Source organism: Lysobacter sp. Hz25 (genome assembly GCF_046097045.1).
GTDB lineage: Bacteria > Pseudomonadota > Gammaproteobacteria > Xanthomonadales > Xanthomonadaceae > Lysobacter > Lysobacter antibioticus_B.
The window spans coordinates 5,522,318-5,539,519 of the sequence record NZ_CP175666.1; the positions used below are offsets into that span (position 1 = coordinate 5,522,318).

Below are 17,202 nucleotides of genomic sequence, written 5' to 3' on the forward strand. Positions count from 1 at the left end.
GGCGCCCGCCGGGCTCGTGCGCTCGCACTTACCAGAACAGCCGCGCTCACCAGAACAGCGTGTACAGCGCGACCAGGATCGCCAGCACGGCGATCGCGGCGATGTTGAACGAAGGCGCGGTGGCATAGCTCACGCCGTCGGTATGGATGCGGTCGCGGCCGGCGCCGGACGGCGTCAGCAAGGACGTCGCCACCGCCAGGATCGCCGCCAGCACGAACACCAAGCCGACGCGGTTGACGAAGGGCAGCTCCGGCCAAGCCTGCTTGAGCACGATCGACAAGGCCAGCGAGCCCACCGCCGCGGCGAGTGCCCCGGCTTCGTTGGCGCGCTTCCAGAACAGGCCGAGCACGAAGATCACCACGATGCCCGGGGTGAAGAAACCGGTGTATTCCTGGATGTACTGGAAGCCCTGGTCGAAACTGCCGAGCAAGGGCCGCGCGGTCAGGATGCCGATCACGATCGACACCGCCGCGGTGATGCGGCCGATCCGCACCAGCTTGCGCTCCGATGCATCCGGGCGGTGCTTGGCGTAGAAGTCGAGGGTGAAGATGGTCGCGACCGAATTGATCTTCGATGCCAGCGAGGCCACGATCGCGGCGATCAACGCCGCGAACACCAGGCCCAGGGCACCGGTCGGCAGCAGCGCCATCATCGCCGGATAGGCGTCGTCGTTGCGCTCCAGGCCCGGCGCCAGCATCACCGCGGCGATGCCCGGCAGCACCACGATGATCGGCAGCACCAGCTTCAGGATTGCGGCGAACACGATGCCTTTCTGCGCCTCGCGCAGGTCCTTGGCGGCCAGGGCGCGCTGGATGATGTACTGATTGAAACCCCAGTAGCTGACGTGCGCCACCCACAGTCCGCCGACCAATACGCCGATGCCGGGCAGATCCTTATAGAAAGGGCTGTCCGGCGGCAGGATCATCTTGAAGTGCTCAGGATGCGTCGCCCACAAGGTCTTGAAGCCGGCGACGATGCCGGCGCCGTCGCCGATCTTGCTCAGGGTCAGCCCGGCGACCAGCAAGCCGCCGAGCACCAGCAACGACACCTGCACGATGTCGGTCAACGCGACCGCCTTGAGCCCGCCGTACAGCTGATAGGCCAGGGCGAAACCGCCGAGCAGGCTCAAGGCCAGCATCTGGTCCATGCCGGTCACCTGCACGATCGCCAGTGAGCCGAGCCACAGGATCGAGGTCAGGTTGACGAACACGTACAGCCCGAGCCAGAACACCGCCATCAGTGTGCGGATGCGGGTGCCGTAACGTTCCTCGAGGAACTGCGGCATGGTGTAGATGCCGTTGCGCAGGAAGATCGGCAGGAAAAACTTGCCGACCACCAGCAAGGTCGCGGCCGCCATCCACTCGTAGGAAGCGATCGCCAGGCCGAGCGCATAGCCGGAGCCTGACATGCCGATGATCTGCTCGGCGGAGATGTTGGCGGCGATCAGGGACGCGCCGATCGCCCACCACGGCAGCGCCTTGCTGGCGAGAAAGTAATCCTTTGCGGTTTTCTCGTGCCCGGGTTTCTCGCGCGAGACCCACTGCGCGAGAGCGAACACGCCGGCCAGATAGACCAGAACGATGAGGGTGTCGAGCAGCGAGAGTTTCATGCGGTCCTGTCTGTCCGGGGCGGTGTCTTCGCCGTTCTACGCGCTGCCGTGCGGCGCGGCCATGGTCGCGGCCGCTGTTCATCGATGAATTCGATTGCAGTGGCTAAATGTGCGGCGCGGGAGGCGGCGCGGCGGCGGGAAGATGGCGCACGGAAACTCGTCGAACGACCCCCGATCTCCGCCCACGTCCGCTTCGAATCCCCTTCGCCCCGCCCGCACGCCGTGGAGGTTCGCGCGGAGCGGAGCGAGGGGCTTGGGTCGCGGTACGACAGCCATCAGAAGTTCCAGCGCACCCGCACGCCGTAGCTGCGCGCATCGTTGAGGAAGCGCGTGTTGACGCCGGAACCGACCAAGGCCTTCTGCGACACGTCCTTGTTGGTCAGGTTGCTGCCCCAAACCTCGACCCGCCAGGCACCGTCGAGCGTGGTGAAACCGGCGCCGGCATTGATCTGGGTGAAGCCCTTCTGCTCGTCGGGGAAGCCCGCGGTCGCCGAGTCTTCGATGCGGTCGACGGTGCCGGCAGTGTCGCGCAGGAAGATCACGTCGCGGTCGTTGTACTGGGTCAGGAAGAACGACGAGCGATACGCAGCCAGCACCTGCCAGTCGAAGGTGCCGCGCGAGAACTCGATAGCCTGTTGCAAACGCGCATTGAAGGTGTACTTGGACGACAGCGGCAGGTCGTTGCCGGACAGGTCGATCTGCGAGGTGATGCCGCCGTTGCCGAAGTCCTGGCTGCGCACGTCGGCAACCACGCCCTCCTTGATCTCGGTCTGCAGGTACAGCGCATTAAGGTCGAGGGTGAAACCGCCGCCGAAGCGCAGGCGGCTTTCGGCCTCGATGCCGTACAGCTCGGACTTGCCGACGTTGCGATTGACCAGGGCGAAACCGGTGGCCTCGCCGTCGGGGTTGAAGGCGATCACGCTGAGGTCCTGGAAGACCTGGTCGTCGTAGTCGTAGTAGAAGCCGCTGACGTTGAAGGTCGAAGTGCGGCCGAGGAACTCGAAGGAATTCTTCGAACCGATCTCGAACGCGGTCAGTTTCTCCGGCTTGTAGGTTTCCGGAATCACGTTGACGTCGAAGCTGTCGTTGAAACCGCCGGCCTTGTGGCCGGTGGAGACGGTCGCGTACAGCAGGTTGCGCTCGCTGAGGTCGTACTCGAAGCCCAGGCGCCAGTCGATGAAGTCGAATGCGCTGGAGCCGTGCTGCGCCGACGGCACGCCCAGCACGAGAAAGCTGTGCTGGCCGTTGGCCGGGCAGTTGACGGTGTTGCCGCCGGTGTCGGGGCGGTCGACGCAGGTGCCGTTCGGGCGGCTGCCGTCGACGATGCCGGCGAGTTGTTGCTGCATGGTGTCGCGCGCGCCGGCCTGCAGGATGCCCTGCAACAGGAAGCGGGCGAGGTCGGCGTTGCTGGTCAGGCCGGTCACCTCGAACGAGGGCCGGTCGAGCAGGGTCGGCTTGAAGCCTTCGGTGCCGAGGCGGGTCTGGAACACGCCGCCGTCGCCGCCCAGGCCGATCGTCCAGTTGCCGCCGATGCCGTCGCGCGACTTGCGCTCGTCGGTGTAGCGCACGCCGCCTTTGACCCGCAGGCGCTCGTTGACGTCGAAGGTGCCGTCGCCGAACGCCGCCCAGGACTTGCCGTCGACATCGGGCATGGTGAATTCGGTGCCCGAGTAGAACGCGCCCTTGTCGGCGAGGGCCATGAAACCGACCTGCTGCTTCTCGTGGAAATAGAAGCCGCCGGTGGTCCAGCGGAAGCGCGCATCGTCGTCGGACGACAGGCGCAGCTCGTGGGTCTGCGACTGCGACCGCGCCTGCAGGTAGTTGGTGCCGAAATTGTCGTAGTCGATGCCGCCCCAGGTCGCCGGCTCGCCCGGCGGACGTGCGCGCAGGTCGCGCCCCGGCCAGGTATTGCCGTCGGCGGCGGCGTTGATCTGGAAATAATCGACGTCGCGGTAGCTGCCGTTGTACTCCAAGGCGACGCCGCCGAAATCGTAGCGGACCGTGCCCTGGAAGCCCCACAGCTTGTTGTCGACCTTGCCCTGCACGCCGCGGTAGATGACATCGCGCATGTCGATGTCTTCGGACGTATAGCCTTCCTGCGCGGCGCGGAACAGGCCGGCGCCGGGATAACCGGTGCCGAGTTCGCGGCCGACGTCGAGCATCGCGAACACCGACAGCTTGTCGTCGGGTTCGTACAGGAACGACAAGCGCCCGGCGCTATCGTCCTGGATGCCGGCCGGGTCGAGGTGCTGCCACAGGCCGACGTTCTTGAAGCCGGCGTTCTTTTCGACGTGATAACCGGCGAAGCGCAGCGCGGCGTATTCGCCGAGCGGGAAGTTCAGCGCGGTCTCGTAGCCTTTCTGGTCGCGGTTGCCGACCTCGCCCTGCACGTAGCCGCTGAACTGGCCGCCGAGCTCGGGCTTCTTGGTGACGATGTTGAGGGTGCCGGCGAGCGCGTTGCGGCCGCGCAGGGTGCCTTGCGGGCCCTTGTTGATCTCGACGCGTTCGAGGTCGTAGAACATGCCGCCGAGGCCGCGCGGACGCGGGATGTAGGCGCCGTTGACGTGCGGCGCGGCGCCCGGGTCGCCGAGTTCGGTGTTGTTGGACGAACCCACGCCGCGGATGAAGACTTCGGTCGCGCCTTCCTGGTTGGAGATGCTCAGACCCGGCACGGCGACCTGCATCTGGCGCAGTTCGTTGTTGATGCCCAGCCCGCGCAGATCGTCCTGCGACAACGCCTGCGCGGTGCCGGCGTACTTCTGCAGGCTTTGCTCGCGGCGTTCGACGGTGACGATCACCGAATCCAGATCGGTCGCCTCTTTGCCCGATGCGGGCTGCGCATCGGCGGGCGTCGACGCGTTGTCCTGGGCGGCGGCGTGGCCGGCCAGCAGCGCGGCGAAGATCGCAAAACTCAAGGTCGAACCGCGGACACGCTGGTGCATAGGCACGTTCATCAGGACATCCCCTCCCCGGGGCCGGCTGCGAGCCGATCGTGTTGTCTGTGGTGTTAGCGCGCGCCGGTCCGACAGGCCGGCGGCAGTGCGCAAAGCTTGTAGCGCGCCTATGACAGCGCTGTCAACTTGCGGACAGGATGCGGCAATGCAACATGGTTGCATCGCACAACCGATCGCCGCGGCGAGGCCAGGACGACTGGCCCAAGGGATCGTGATGCGGATCACGCGCAACGCGTATTCACCGAGGCGTAAGCGTTTTCAACGCCCGCGCGGCGGCGGCGCGTCTGCGACCAAAGTCGATGGCGCAAACGATCGCGTCGATAGAACTCGCAGCACATTGCTCGCCCTTATATGCGCACGGGTTTGCGCAATGCATCACGCGCGCGCGCACGCCGCAGCGGCCGCCCACGCACGGCACTTGCGGGCCGCGCCAACGAAGAACCCCGGCCGCAGCCGGGGTTCCTGGTATTGCCTTGAGAACGGGAGGTGCGGTTACGGCATCGCGTCGGTGGCCGCGTCGGCATCGACGATGCCGGTACCGATCAGCTGCGGCGGCACCGGCGGGATCGGGAACGGACGCGCGGTGGCCTTGATCAGGCGTTCGATCACCGCCGGCAGTTCATCCGGCGCCGGCTTGGATTGCATCAGCGCGACCACGCCGGCCACGAACGGCGCCGCCATCGAGGTGCCGTTGTAGTTCGCGTAGCTCGGTGCGCCCGGCGTGGTCGCGCCGGTGTTGAGCGTGGACAAAATCCCCACGCCCGGCGCCGCCACGTCGACCACGCTGGTGGTGCCCCAGTTCGAGAAGCTGGCCTTGCCGCCGGCCGAGGTGCTGGCGCCGACGGTGATCACGTTCTGGCAACTCGCCGGCTGGAAGTTGGCGGCGTTGGCATTGCTGTTGCCGGCCGCCACCACCACCGTCACGCCGCGCTGCACCGCGCCGTTGATCGCGTTCTGGAAGGTCGAACTGCAGGTGCCGCTGCCGCCGAGGCTGAGGTTGATCACCACCGCCTTGTTGGCGCCGACCGCGGGCACGCCGGCGACGGTGCCGCCCGACGCCCAGGTGATCGCATCGGCGATATCGACCAGAGTGCCGCCGCATTTGCCGAGCGCGCGCGCGGTCAGCACCTTGGAGCGGAACGCGGTGCCGGCCACCCCGGTCTGGTTGTTGGTGACTGCCGCGGCGATGCCGGTGACGTGGGTGCCGTGCCAGCTCGACGGATTGGTCCCGCACCAATCGCCCGGGTCGGCGGGATTGCTGTCGCGGGCGCTGCCGTCGTTGGCGGTAGTGACGTTGGTGATGAAGTCGTAGCCGGTCGGCGTGGTCAGGTTGGCGGCGAGGTCGGGATGCGTGGTGATGCCGGTGTCGATCACCGCGATGATCTTGCCCTGGCCCTGAAAACCGTTGTCCCAGGCGGTGTTGGCGCGTATGCCGCCGGCGGCGCCGTGCAGGCCGTACTGCGAGGGATAGCTGGGATCGTTCGGGGTCAGGATCGGCTGGAAGATCGAGTTCGGCTCGATGTATTCGACATCGGGGTTGGCGGCGATCTGCTGCATCAGCGTGGTCGCTTCGACCACGTCGAGCGGACGGCTGACTTCGATCAGTTCGGCGCCGGTCGAGACCGGGCCGGCGTGCTTGATGGTCAGGTCCTTCTGCCCCAGGGTGCCGACGGCGGTGCTGAGTTCGCGCTGGAAATCCAGTGCTTTCGGCGCACCCGACTTATAGGCGACGACGAAGCCGGCGACCGGGCGGTCGGGATCGAGGCTGCTGAGGTTGATGCGATCGGCGGCGAAGGCCGGCGCGGCGAGCAGAATGGATACGGTGGCGACCGCCAGCGCATGCCGGCGGAGCTTGGACTTTGATGGCTGAGACATTGCGAAACTCCCGTGAGGTTTCGTAAGCCGCACAATGCGGCGGAACCGTCCTGGTTCTCTCTCGCGATCGACTGTTGAGGGACTGCTGCCTAGCGCGAGCGCGTCCGGACGTGGAGCGGACACAGCGCTATGTCCGCGCTAGGCAGCCTAGGCGCTCATGCCGCACGCGCAAGGCGCAAATGCATCGTCATCACAGCGCATTCGTGAACCCGCGCGATGGATATGGGATTCGCTCGCAGACTGCGGGCGTTGCCTGAATATCGAAACGAATCGCGCGCGCGAACACGCCGTTCGCGCACGCCCGGCGGAACTGCGACGGCGCGCGCGAATCATGGCCCTGGCTAATTTTTCGCCATTGGAAAATCGCAACCGAGAGTGGCTCGGCAGGCGAATGCGCCCGCGCGACATCGCGGCGCGAGCGGGCCGTGTCGAAGGCGTCGTAACGGACGTGCGCGGGCCATCGCAACGCGACGGGCCACTGGGCGGCTTACTCCATGAACACCGCTTCGACGTTGTGGCCGTCGGGATCGAGCAGAAAGGCGGCGTAATAACCTGCGCCATAGTCCTCGCGCAAACCGGCGCCACCGTTATCGCGGCCGCCGGCCTTGACGCCGTCGCGATGGAAGCCGTCGACGGCGGCGCGGCTTGCGGCGCGGAAAGCGACATGCGCGCCGCCGCGCGCATCGGCGTCGGGATACAGCCACAACGCCGGCGCATCCTTCGGGCCGAGCCCGGCGCCGCTGTCGTCGCTGGAGCCGACGACATGGCCGAGCGGCTTCAGTGCGGCACGGTAGAACTTCAGACTGGCGGCGAGATCGCGCACCTTCAAACCGATGTGGTCGTACATGGCGGAACCTCCTGAAAGGGAGGTCAGCTTGCGACGACGCGGCCGATGCGTTCTTGGAAAATCTTGCGGTCGCCGCGCGCCGCCTGGCGGAAGCGGCGCGGCGAGACGCCCGCGGCGCGATGAAAGCTGCGGCTGAAATTGGACAGGTCGGCAAAACCGCTGTCGTAGGCCACCTCGGTGATCGCCCGCTGCGGATCGGCCAACATCGAGGCGGCGCGACGCAGGCGGGCGCGCAGCAGGTACTGGTGCGGGGTGACGCCGAGCGCGCCGGCGAACAGGCGCAGGAAATGGAAGGCGCTGAGCCCGGCGATGCGCGCGCCGTCGTCCAGGCCGACGGCGCGATGCGCATTCGCGTCCAGCCACATCGCCGCCTCGACCGCACGACGGCGGTCGGCGGCGCGCGGCCTGGGTCGCGTGCTGGTCGCACCTTCGACGGTGTCGACGCAACGCCGCGCCAGCAGCAGGCCGACCTCGTCGACGCCGAGGTCGCTGCGCCCCTCGGCCGCGGCCTGGGCGAGCTCGCCCCAGACCATCAACTCCGGCAAGGGCGGCACGCCGCCTGCACGCCACAGCGCGCTGTCCGCGCCGAGTTCGTCAACGAGTTCGGGCGACAGGTGGAACGACAGGCATTCGTCGCCGCAGCCGTGATGCTCGTGGGTGCACAGGAACTCGTCGCCGGCGTGGCCGATCAACAGACTGCCGGCGACCAGCTCGTAGGCCTCGCCGCGCACGCGATAACCGAAGCTGCCGCGGCGTACGTAAGAGATGCAATGGCTGCGATGGCGCTCGACGAAAGGCACATCCTGTGGGCCGGCCCCGCAGCGGTAATCGACCGCGCAGAGCGATGCGCCTTCACTGAGCGGGGTGATGTGCATATGGCCGATGCTAGGCCCGGGTACGGACCGTGGCAATGGCCGAATCCGGGATTTCCTTGCCGATGGCGGCCCTCACCCCAACCCCTCTCCCGTGAACGGGAGAGGGGCTTTACCGCGAGTGCAGCAGTCAGCGCTCTTCCCACTCAGCTCTCGTAAGCCGACTCGCCATGGGTGGTGATGTCGAGGCCTTCGCGCTCGGACTCCTCCGGCACGCGCAAGCCCACCAGCAGCTTGACGATCGCGAACGCGATCACCGAGACCACGCCCGACCAGACCACGGTGATGCCGACGCTCAGCGCCTGCACGCCGACCTGCTGGGCGATGGTCTCGTTGCCGGCGCCGAGGCCGAAGCCGCCGAGCGCGGGCGAACTGAACACGCCGGTCAACAACGCACCGATGATGCCGCCCAGGCCGTGCACGCCGAACACATCGAGCGCGTCGTCGGCGCGCAACAGGCGCTTGAGGCCGTGCACGCCCCACACGCAGACCGCACCGGCGATCGCACCGATCGCGATCGCGCCGAACGGGCCGACCGTACCGCAGGCCGGAGTGATCGCGACCAGGCCGGCGACCACGCCCGAGGCGCCGCCGAGCATCGACGGCTTGCCCTTGATCACCTTCTCGACCAGGCTCCAGGCCAACGCCGCCGCGGCCGTGGCCAGCAAGGTGTTGAGGAAGGCCAGCGCCGCACCGGCGGTGGCTTCGAGGTTGGAGCCGGCATTGAAGCCGAACCAACCCACCCACAGCAGCGACGCGCCGATCATGGTGAAGGTGACGTTGTGCGGCTTGATCGCTTCGCGTCCGTAGCCCACCCGCTTGCCGACGAAGTAGGCGCCGACCAGGCCGGCGATGCCGGCGTTGATGTGCACCACCGTGCCGCCGGCGAAGTCGATCGCGCCCTTGGCGAACAGATAGCCGTCGGGCCCGTACCAGACCATGTGCGCGATCGGCAGATAGGCGAAGGTGAACCAGATCGCCGAGAACAGCAGCACCGCCGAGAACTTGATGCGTTCGGCGAAGGCGCCGACGATCAGCGCGCCGGTGATGCCGGCGAAGGTCGACTGGAAGGCGATGAAGACGTACTCCGGCAACGACACGCCGGCGGTGAAGGTGGCCGCCAGCGAGGCCTTGTCGACGCCCTTGAGGAACAACTTGTCGAAGGTGCCGATGAAAGCGTTGCCGCCGCCGAAGGCCAGCGAGTAACCGTAGGTCACCCACAGCAGCACGATCAGCGAGAACACCGCCAACACCTGCATCAGCACCGACAGCACGTTCTTGGAACGCACCAGGCCGCCGTAGAACAAGGCCAGGCCCGGTACGGTCATCAACAGCACCAACAGGGTCGAGGTCAGCATCCAGGCGACATCGCCCTTGTCGACCACGGGCGCAGCCGCGGCGTCCTGCGCGTGCGCGACGCCGGCCGACAGCAGCGCCAGGACCGGCGCGGCGGTCAGGGCCAGGGTGCGGGTGATCCGCTCGCGCGAGCGGGAATCGATCGTCGTGTCTTTCATTTCGTTTCTCGCGTGGAGGGTCACAGGGCGTCGTCGTCGAGCTCGCCGGTGCGGATGCGCACCGTGTTCTCGACCGGCAGGACGATGATTTTTCCGTCGCCGACCTTGCCGGTGCGCGCGGCGTTCTGGATCGACTCCAAGGCCGCATCGAGCAGGCTGTCGGGGACGGCGCACTCGATCTTGAGCTTGGGCAGGAAATCGACGACGTACTCGGCGCCGCGGTACAGCTCGGTGTGGCCCTTCTGGCGCCCGAAGCCCTTGACTTCGGTGACGGTGATGCCCGATACGCCGACTTCGGTCAGCGCCTCGCGCACCTCGTCGAGCTTGAACGGGCGGATGATGGCAATGATCAGTTTCATCTCGCAGCTCCGTGGTGGTTCGTGTGCGGTCGTGCGCCGGGCGTGCTCAGAACGCCTTGCTCACGGTCAGGGTGAAGGCGTCGTCGGCCAGGAAGTTGCCGTGGGCATTGGTGTAGAAGGCTTCTTCGGCATCGGTGTCGCTGTAGGCGGCGGCGACCGAGAAGCCGTTATCGAAGCTCTTGGTCACGCCTACTTTCCAGTCGGCGTATTCGAAGTCCTTGTTGTGCTCGATCCACTGCTTGCCGCCGTGGACGTTGAGCGTCCAGCCCGGCTGGAAGGTCCAGTTGAGGTTCGCGTCGAGGTAACCGCTGCCGTCGGAATCGGCGTAACCGAACAGATCGGTCACGGCATAGGAATATTTGAGCCCGACCGACACCGTCTCCGACGGCGCCAGCGTGCCGCCGAGATAGATCTCGGTGGTGTCGGGGCTGTTGAAGCCGCTCGGGTAGTCGCCGGGGTAGTAGTAGGTCAGCACGCCGACGTCGTAGGAGAACAGCTCGCCGGCCTTGCCGCGGTAGCCGACGTAACCGTCGAGTTCCAGGCTGTTGGAGATGTCGTCGCCGATTACCACGGTGTCCGACAGCCAGCTGACGTTGCTGCCCCAGGCGCCGACGTAGAAACCGCTGTCGTGCGCGTACTCGATACCGCCCTGCAAGGCGGGGTTCTGGTTGTTCTGCGACACCCCTCGGAACAGGTAGTCGCTGGTCAGGCTCACCGAGCCCGAGGTTCCGGCGTGCGCGGTCGTGGCCGCGAGCGCAGCGAACGCGAGCGCGGTGGCGAGCGCCGCCTTGGCCAGCGCGGTCTTGCCGGCGGCGCCGGCGGCGTTTTCGGTTTTGCTATGTAACGACATGACGCAGGCTCCTCATAAGCGGTGGCCCCTCCCCGGTCATTGCTTCGTTGCGCTCCGGCCGCGTCGACGCCTTCGTCGTGCTCGTGCCGGAGGTGGACGCGCGGGCGGACTCTGCGGTCCGCGCCTGCGTCGAATGGCTGTCCTCCTGTCGGTGCGGTCGTCCTGGCACCGCGCGGGTCGATCGGTCGCGGCTCGATGGCTGCGTACTCGTCGCGTCGGCTGCGTTGCGTCGGTCGATCGTTTCTGGGTTTCGGGGGTTTTGCGTTTCTGCTGCGTTTTCGGTTTTCGGTTTTCGGTTTTCGGTTTTCGGTCCGGGACTTTGCGCTGCGTGTCCTGGGTTTGTTCGGGCAAGCCGCTCCCGCGACGTCGGCGGCGGGCCGATATCGGGTGGCGTGGGCGAGTGGCGTCGCCCGGGCGGGTTCGTCTTCCCTGAAAGCGACACGGCCCGGAGCGTTAGCCCCGGGCCGTGTGCTGGTTACCGCATGTCGCGCATCGCGTCCGCGCGCCGCCGCGTGGCATCCCGCCGCGCCGCATCGAAGCGGCGCGGGCGATCGGGACGGCAGGCGGATGGCGGCAAGGCGTAGGCGCTCATGTGATCAGACCGCGTAGTACATCTGGTATCCGAAGACCCGATATACATCTGCGGCAATCTCCTTAGACGGCGTAGTACATCTGGTATTCAAGCGGGTGGGTCGCGGCGCGGAACTTGGTCACTTCCTGCATCTTCAGCGAGATGTAGCTGTCGATGAAGTCGTCGGTGAACACACCGCCGGCCTTGAGGAAGTCGCGGTCCTTGTCGAGCGCTTCGAGCGCCTGGTCGAGCGAGTGGCATACGGTCGGGATGCCCTTCTCCTCTTCCGGCGGCAGGTCGTAGAGGTCCTTGTCGCTCGGCGCGCCCGGGTCGATCTGGTTCTTGATGCCGTCCAGGCCGGCCATCATCAGTGCGGCGAAGGTCAGGTAGCCGGACTGGATCGGGTCGGGGAAGCGCATCTCGATGCGGCGCGCCTTCGGGTTGGCCACGTAGGGAATGCGGCAGCTGGCCGAACGGTTGCGGGCCGAATAGGCCAGCATCACCGGCGCCTCAAAGCCCGGCACCAGGCGCTTGTAGCTGTTGGTGCCCGAGTTGGTGAAGGCGTTGATCGCGCGCGCGTGCTTGAACACGCCGCCGATGTACCACAGCGCCATCTGCGACAGGCCGCCGTAGCCGTCGCCGCTGAACAGGTTGACGCCGCCCTTGGCGAAGGACTGGTGCACGTGCATGCCGCTGCCGTTGTCGCCGACGATCGGCTTGGGCATGAAGGTCGCGGTCTTGCCGTTGCGGTGGGCGACGTTCTTGATGATGTACTTCATCGTCAACAGCTCGTCGGCCTTGGCGACCAGCGAGTTGAACTTGGTGCCGATCTCGCACTGGCCGGCGTTGGCGACTTCGTGGTGGTGCACTTCGACTTCGATGCCGACCTGCTCGAGGGTCTTGCACATCTCGGCGCGGATGTCGTGCAGCGAGTCGAGCGGCGCGACCGGGAAATAGCCGCCCTTCACGCCCGGACGGTAACCGCTGTTGCCGCCTTCGTATTCCTTGCCCGAGTTCCAGGCGGCTTCTTCCGAATCGATGTGGAAGAAGGTGTGGCCCATCTCATTGGCGTAACGGACCGAGTCGAAGATGAAGAACTCGGGTTCCGGACCGAAGAAGGCCTGGTCGGCGACGCCGCTGGACTTCAGGTAGGCCTCGGCGCGCTTGGCGACGCCGCGCGGGTCGCGCGAGTAGGCCTGCATGGTCGCCGGATCGAGGATGTCGCAGGTCAGCACGACGGTCGGATCGGCGGTGAACGGGTCCAGGAACGCGGTCGAGGGATCCGGCAGCAGGATCATGTCCGACTCGTTGATGCCCTTCCAGCCGCTGATCGACGAACCGTCGAACATCTTGCCGTCTTCGAACAGCGAGGGCTCGACGATGGACTTGGGGAAGGTCACGTGGTGCTGCACGCCACGCATGTCGGTGAAACGCAGGTCGACGAATTCGACCTTGTGATCCTTGATGAGCTTTTCGACCTGTTCGAGAGACATGTTCGTTCCGGAGAATGGGGAGTCGGGTGAAAGAGTCGTGCAACACGAGGGCATTGGAGCCGCCTGCCCATTAGGGAAGCAAGCGTCATGCCAACTTTTAGCCACCGGTAAGCGCATGAAATCAAAGCGAATCCCCGATCTATCGCCGACGGAGCGCACCACATGAGCGCAACGAAGCAGGCAGTTGCACCAAATTAGTGCAGCGCGCTTTCCGTTATTCTGGCGCGCCGCCGCGAACCCCCGATCGCGCCGCCGGCGTCCCGACTCCCCGACCCAAGACCCCCGCCCCTAATGACCGACCTGCTCGCCGCCCTGCTTCTCGGCATCATCGAAGGCATCACCGAATTCCTGCCGATCTCCAGCACCGGCCATCTGCTGATCGCGCAACACTGGCTCGGGCATCGCTCCGACCTGTTCAACATCTCGATCCAGGCCGGCGCGATCCTGGCCGTGGTGGTCATCTACTGGCGCCGGCTGTGGACGTTGGCAACCGGCTTCGGCCAGCGCGACAACCGCGACTATCTGTTCAAGCTCGCCCTCGCCTTCGGCGTGACCGCGGTGCTCGGCATCGCGGTCAAGAAGGCCGGCTTCTCCCTGCCCGACCAGGTGCTGCCGATCGCCTGGGCGCTGGTGCTGGGCGGTGTGTGGATGATCGCGGCCGAGCATTTCGCCGCCAAGCGCGCCGCCGCGCTCGGCGAACGCAGCGAAATCACCTGGACCGTCGCGACCCTGGTCGGCATCGCCCAGGTCGTCGCCGGCGTGTTCCCGGGCACCTCGCGCTCGGGCGCGACCATCTTCATCGCCCTGCTCGCCGGCACCACCAGCCGCGCCGCGGCGACCGAGTTCACTTTCCTGATCGGCATCCCGACCATGTTCGCGGCCAGCGGCTACGAGCTGCTCGGCGTGCTCGGCACGCCCGCCGCGGCCAACGAAGACTGGAACGCGCTCGCGGTGGCCTTCGTCGCCTCGGCGGTGACCGCCTTCATCGCGGTGAAGTGGCTGTTGCGCTATATCCAGACCCACCGTTTCACCGCGTTCGCGATCTACCGCTTCGTGTTCGGCGCAGCGCTGTTGCTGTTGATGCCCTCAGGCAGTTGAATGACATCGCCCCAGCTGATCGCAACGCCCCACCGGCAGGAGCCGCCGCCATGAACGAAGCAGATCGCGCCGCCGAACAAGAGTTGCTCGACTACGCGCAGTTGTCCGGACCCGAGCGCTACGCCGCCTTCGTCGCGGCCATCGCAGGCACCGGCCAGTTGTGGGTCGCCGAATCCGGCGAATTCGTCCTGACCCTGTTCGACGCCGACGGCCAGGAACTGCTGCCGGTATGGCCCTCGACCGGCACCGCGCGCGCCGCCCTGGCAGCCGCGCCGAACCTCAAGGGCTATGCGCCGGTGCTGCGCGAGTTGGAAGCCTGGCGCGCGAAGGCCGCACCGGCGCTGACCGAAGCCGGCCTCGGCGTCGGCGTGTTTCCGAACACGACGATGCAGTGCGCGGTGGTCACCCCGGCGGAACTGCTGGGGCATATCGACGCCGTGCTCGCCGACGAAAGCGAGCAGGAAGACGACGGCGACGGCGGCCTCGACCTGGAGCGCGCCCAGCGCGAACTGGCGCAAAAGTTCGCCAAGCCGAAGTCCTGAACCCCGCGCGGCGCGACGGCGCGTTCGCCCAGGAGCCGCGGGCGCTGTCGTGCCCGCAGCGCATCCTCTTCGACAAGGAGTCGGAATGCACCGGATCTGTTCTGCCACAGCGCTCGCCGCGGCGCTCGCCGCCTGTTCGCTGTCCTCACCTGCGGTGTCGCAACGCTCGGGCCCGACGCATCCGCTGCCGCAGACCCAGGCCGGCTTGTTGCGCGCCTTCGATTGGTATCCGCTGGAGGCCACCGATGCGCAGGGCCGTCGCGTCGGCGAGCTGCGCGGAGCGCGTCGACGCGGCCTGCATGTGCGCTTCGGCGACGAGAGCTATCGAGTAAAAGGGGCCTGCAACACCATCAGCGGCGCCTATCGGGTCGAAGGCGGACGGATCGTGCACGACGAACGGCTCGACGCGGTACAAACCGTGGCGGGCTGCCGCCGCGGCGCGGCGATGGAGCGCGCCTTTTTTGCCCAGCCCCTGATCGGCGCGCATTTCTCCATCGACGCGCGCGGGCGCGCGCCGATCCTGCGCGTCACGGCCGACGACGGCGCGCACATGCAGCTGATCGGCCTGCCGGCCGCGGCGGCACGCTGAAGCGCGTTCGCGCGCGACCTGTTTCCTTGTTCGACAACGTGACCGAACTCGCGTTTATCCACGCCGCGGCGATGGCGCGCGACGGCACGCACGACCCAGGCTATGCCATCTCGCCAAGGAGGCCCTCATGCCCTCGCCATCTTCCGTTGCCATCCATCGCCAGCGCGCGCATCTGCTGACGCTGGTCGCCGCCCTGCTCACGGCCGCCTGCAGCAGCGGGGCCGGCGATCTGCCCGGCCATACTTCGGCGGCGGCGGCGACCGAACCCGAATCCACCGCCAAACTGGGCGACGCGCGCCCGGCCACGGTGAAGCAGCGCCCGCCACCGCCGAAACCGGATCCGGGCCCGCAAGGCCTGGCCGGCTATCGCTGGCAGATCCTGCTCGCGACCGCGGCCGACGGCCGCGCGCTGCCGGAATTGCAGCCGAACGCGTTCTCGCAGATCCATGTCGAGTTCGGCGACGACGGACGCCTGACGATCGACGGGCACTGCGGCGAAATGTCCGGCGACTATCGCCTGCGCGGCGATGTCCTCGAGGTGTCCGATCAGGTCCAACAGGCCCTCGGTTGCACCAACCATCTCGCCCAGGCGACTTCGATCGCGGTCCACGAACACCTGCTCTCGCCTTACCGCTACCGCCTGGAGGGCCAGGGCGTGCGGCAGCGTCTGCACTTGACCAGCCGCAACGGCACCCAGTTGGTCTTGCAGACCGCGGATGCGCTGTGGGGCAGCAAGCCGGTCGAGATGACGCTCGAGGTCGCGGCGAAAGAAGTCGATTGCGAGGGCCTGCTGGTCGCCGCATCCCGTTGCCTGTGGGTGCGCGAGCTGCATTACGTCCTCGGCCGACGGGTGTCGGCTTCGGATTGGCATCGCTTCTACGGCCCGATCGAGGGCTATCGCCACTCACCCGGGGCGCACGAACTCGTCCGTGTACGCCATTACCCGCTGATGCTGCGCGGCCGGCTCGTAAGCTCGTATGCGCTGGACTACGCCACGCCGTCGGCCCCGGAACCGACCCACGTGAACGGCACCGTAGGCGGAGCGGTCGCTCACGACCGGCCCTAGCCGACCCGCGGCTGAACGCAGCCAACCCCATGGCCCGCGTGGGGCCGTTGATCCTGTCTTCGCAGCCAACATTGGATCATCGCGCCCCATGACTATCACCCGCCCCCTCGTTTTGTCCGCCGCCGCGCTGTCGCTCGCCCTGCTCGCCGCCTGCGCCGCGCCTTCCCACAGCACCGGCAACGGCGACACCGCCAAACCCGCCCACGACAGCGCCGCGCCGGCCGATGCCGCGCCGGCGACTTCCGCCATCGACCTGGGCGGCTACAAGTGGAATCTCGACTCGGCCACCGACAACGCCGGCAAGCCGATCGCCACGCTTCAGCGCGAAGGCAAGTACGGCCTGCAGCTGAGCTTCGTCAAGGACCGCCTCGGCGTGTCCGGCGGCTGCAACCATGTCGGCGCGATGTACGCGCTCAAGGGCGACCGCATCGAGGTCAAGCAGTTCCAGACCACGCTGATGGCCTGCCAGGACCAGCGACTGATGCAAATGGACAGCGAGATTTCCAAGCAGCTCGAAGGCAACGCGAAGTTCGCCATCGAAGGCGAGGCGCCGCAGCCGCGCCTGCTGCTGACCACCGCCTCGGGCAGCAAGCTGAGCCTCAGTGGCGAACCGACCGCGGAAACCCGTTACGGCAGCGCCGGCGCGACCGTGTTCTTCGAAGTCGACGCGCAGCGCCGCACTTGCCCGCATCCGCTGATGCCCAAGCACCAGTGCCTGTGGGTGCGCGAGCGCAGCTACGACGCCAACGGCGTGTCGCAGGCGCCGGGCGAGTGGCAGTTCCTGTACCAGGACATCGAGGGCTACAAGCACGAAGCCGGCGTGCGCAACGTCGTGCGGGTCAAGAAGTTCGACATCAAGAACCCGCCGGCCGACGCTTCGTCGGTGGCCTACGTGCTCGACATGGTGGTCGAGAGCGAACTGGTGCCGGCGCCGAAGTCGTAAATCGTTACTGCGGACGCGCT

At 67.0% G+C, this 17,202-nt stretch carries 14 protein-coding genes; 5 read left to right on the forward strand and 9 right to left on the reverse strand.

The window, feature by feature from the left end:
- Positions 1–46: 46 nt before the first annotated feature.
- The 9 genes from ACKN61_RS22780 to glnA all read right to left on the reverse strand — a co-directional run bounded on the left by ACKN61_RS22780 (position 47) and on the right by glnA (position 12,944).
- Positions 47–1,609: a sodium/sugar symporter gene (locus tag ACKN61_RS22780; protein WP_408951357.1), complete on the reverse strand. Its 1,563-nt coding sequence runs from the start codon at positions 1,607–1,609 to the stop codon at positions 47–49.
- 275 nt (positions 1,610–1,884) lie between these two features.
- Entirely contained in the window at positions 1,885–4,551 is a 2,667-nt protein-coding gene (locus tag ACKN61_RS22785) for a TonB-dependent receptor (RefSeq protein ID WP_408951358.1), read from the reverse strand.
- A 504-nt stretch (positions 4,552–5,055) separates the two neighbouring features.
- Positions 5,056–6,438, reverse strand: a complete 1,383-nt coding sequence (locus ACKN61_RS22790) for a S8 family peptidase (RefSeq protein WP_408951359.1) — start codon at positions 6,436–6,438, stop codon at positions 5,056–5,058.
- Between the two features lie 487 nt (positions 6,439–6,925).
- A complete protein-coding gene (locus ACKN61_RS22795) occupies positions 6,926–7,285 on the reverse strand; it encodes a VOC family protein (protein WP_408951360.1) in 360 nt (119 codons plus the stop codon).
- 23 nt (positions 7,286–7,308) lie between these two features.
- Positions 7,309–8,160, reverse strand: a complete 852-nt coding sequence (locus ACKN61_RS22800; RefSeq protein ID WP_408951361.1) for a helix-turn-helix domain-containing protein — start codon at positions 8,158–8,160, stop codon at positions 7,309–7,311.
- 143 nt (positions 8,161–8,303) lie between these two features.
- The gene (locus ACKN61_RS22805; protein WP_408951362.1) at positions 8,304–9,671 is read right to left on the reverse strand and encodes an ammonium transporter; all 1,368 of its coding nucleotides are present in this window, start codon (positions 9,669–9,671) and stop codon (positions 8,304–8,306) included.
- 20 nt (positions 9,672–9,691) lie between these two features.
- Positions 9,692–10,030 (reverse strand): P-II family nitrogen regulator, encoded by a 339-nt coding sequence (locus ACKN61_RS22810; protein ID WP_031373127.1) that lies wholly within the window; start codon positions 10,028–10,030, stop codon positions 9,692–9,694.
- 46 nt (positions 10,031–10,076) lie between these two features.
- Complete coding sequence (locus tag ACKN61_RS22815) at positions 10,077–10,880, reverse strand: TorF family putative porin (protein WP_408951363.1); 804 nt, start codon at positions 10,878–10,880, stop codon at positions 10,077–10,079.
- A gap of 654 nt (positions 10,881–11,534) precedes the next feature.
- On the reverse strand, positions 11,535–12,944 hold the full coding sequence (gene glnA / locus ACKN61_RS22820) for a type I glutamate--ammonia ligase (RefSeq protein WP_408951364.1): 1,410 nt from the start codon (positions 12,942–12,944) through the stop codon (positions 11,535–11,537).
- 291 nt (positions 12,945–13,235) lie between these two features.
- Here glnA and ACKN61_RS22825 point away from each other — a divergent pair, with 291 nt between their 5' ends.
- From ACKN61_RS22825 to ACKN61_RS22845, 5 genes are all read left to right on the forward strand, one after another.
- A complete protein-coding gene (locus ACKN61_RS22825; RefSeq protein ID WP_031373124.1) occupies positions 13,236–14,042 on the forward strand; it encodes an undecaprenyl-diphosphate phosphatase in 807 nt (268 codons plus the stop codon).
- 50 nt (positions 14,043–14,092) lie between these two features.
- The gene (locus ACKN61_RS22830) at positions 14,093–14,584 is read left to right on the forward strand and encodes a DUF2750 domain-containing protein (protein WP_408951365.1); all 492 of its coding nucleotides are present in this window, start codon (positions 14,093–14,095) and stop codon (positions 14,582–14,584) included.
- An 85-nt stretch (positions 14,585–14,669) separates the two neighbouring features.
- Positions 14,670–15,173: a hypothetical protein gene (locus ACKN61_RS22835; protein ID WP_408951366.1), complete on the forward strand. Its 504-nt coding sequence runs from the start codon at positions 14,670–14,672 to the stop codon at positions 15,171–15,173.
- Positions 15,174–15,300: 127 nt separating this feature from the next.
- Entirely contained in the window at positions 15,301–16,239 is a 939-nt protein-coding gene (locus tag ACKN61_RS22840) for a DUF4377 domain-containing protein (RefSeq protein ID WP_408951367.1), read from the forward strand.
- A gap of 88 nt (positions 16,240–16,327) precedes the next feature.
- Entirely contained in the window at positions 16,328–17,182 is an 855-nt protein-coding gene (locus tag ACKN61_RS22845) for a DUF4377 domain-containing protein (protein WP_408951368.1), read from the forward strand.
- Positions 17,183–17,202: the final 20 nt, after the last annotated feature.

What these genes read in the sequence shown, in the direction of transcription:
- ACKN61_RS22780 (WP_408951357.1), bottom strand. Translation starts at nt 1,609, where the DNA reads ATGAAACTCTCGCTGCTCGACACCCTCATCGTTCTGGTCTATCTGGCC.
- ACKN61_RS22785 (WP_408951358.1), bottom strand. Translation starts at nt 4,551, where the DNA reads ATGCACCAGCGTGTCCGCGGTTCGACCTTGAGTTTTGCGATCTTCGCC.
- ACKN61_RS22790 (WP_408951359.1), bottom strand. Translation starts at nt 6,438, where the DNA reads ATGTCTCAGCCATCAAAGTCCAAGCTCCGCCGGCATGCGCTGGCGGTC.
- ACKN61_RS22795 (WP_408951360.1), bottom strand. Translation starts at nt 7,285, where the DNA reads ATGTACGACCACATCGGTTTGAAGGTGCGCGATCTCGCCGCCAGTCTG.
- ACKN61_RS22800 (WP_408951361.1), bottom strand. Translation starts at nt 8,160, where the DNA reads ATGCACATCACCCCGCTCAGTGAAGGCGCATCGCTCTGCGCGGTCGAT.
- ACKN61_RS22805 (WP_408951362.1), bottom strand. Translation starts at nt 9,671, where the DNA reads ATGAAAGACACGACGATCGATTCCCGCTCGCGCGAGCGGATCACCCGC.
- ACKN61_RS22810 (WP_031373127.1), bottom strand. Translation starts at nt 10,030, where the DNA reads ATGAAACTGATCATTGCCATCATCCGCCCGTTCAAGCTCGACGAGGTG.
- ACKN61_RS22815 (WP_408951363.1), bottom strand. Translation starts at nt 10,880, where the DNA reads ATGTCGTTACATAGCAAAACCGAAAACGCCGCCGGCGCCGCCGGCAAG.
- glnA (WP_408951364.1), bottom strand. Translation starts at nt 12,944, where the DNA reads ATGTCTCTCGAACAGGTCGAAAAGCTCATCAAGGATCACAAGGTCGAA.
- ACKN61_RS22825 (WP_031373124.1), top strand. Translation starts at nt 13,236, where the DNA reads ATGACCGACCTGCTCGCCGCCCTGCTTCTCGGCATCATCGAAGGCATC.
- ACKN61_RS22830 (WP_408951365.1), top strand. Translation starts at nt 14,093, where the DNA reads ATGAACGAAGCAGATCGCGCCGCCGAACAAGAGTTGCTCGACTACGCG.
- ACKN61_RS22835 (WP_408951366.1), top strand. Translation starts at nt 14,670, where the DNA reads ATGCACCGGATCTGTTCTGCCACAGCGCTCGCCGCGGCGCTCGCCGCC.
- ACKN61_RS22840 (WP_408951367.1), top strand. Translation starts at nt 15,301, where the DNA reads ATGCCCTCGCCATCTTCCGTTGCCATCCATCGCCAGCGCGCGCATCTG.
- ACKN61_RS22845 (WP_408951368.1), top strand. Translation starts at nt 16,328, where the DNA reads ATGACTATCACCCGCCCCCTCGTTTTGTCCGCCGCCGCGCTGTCGCTC.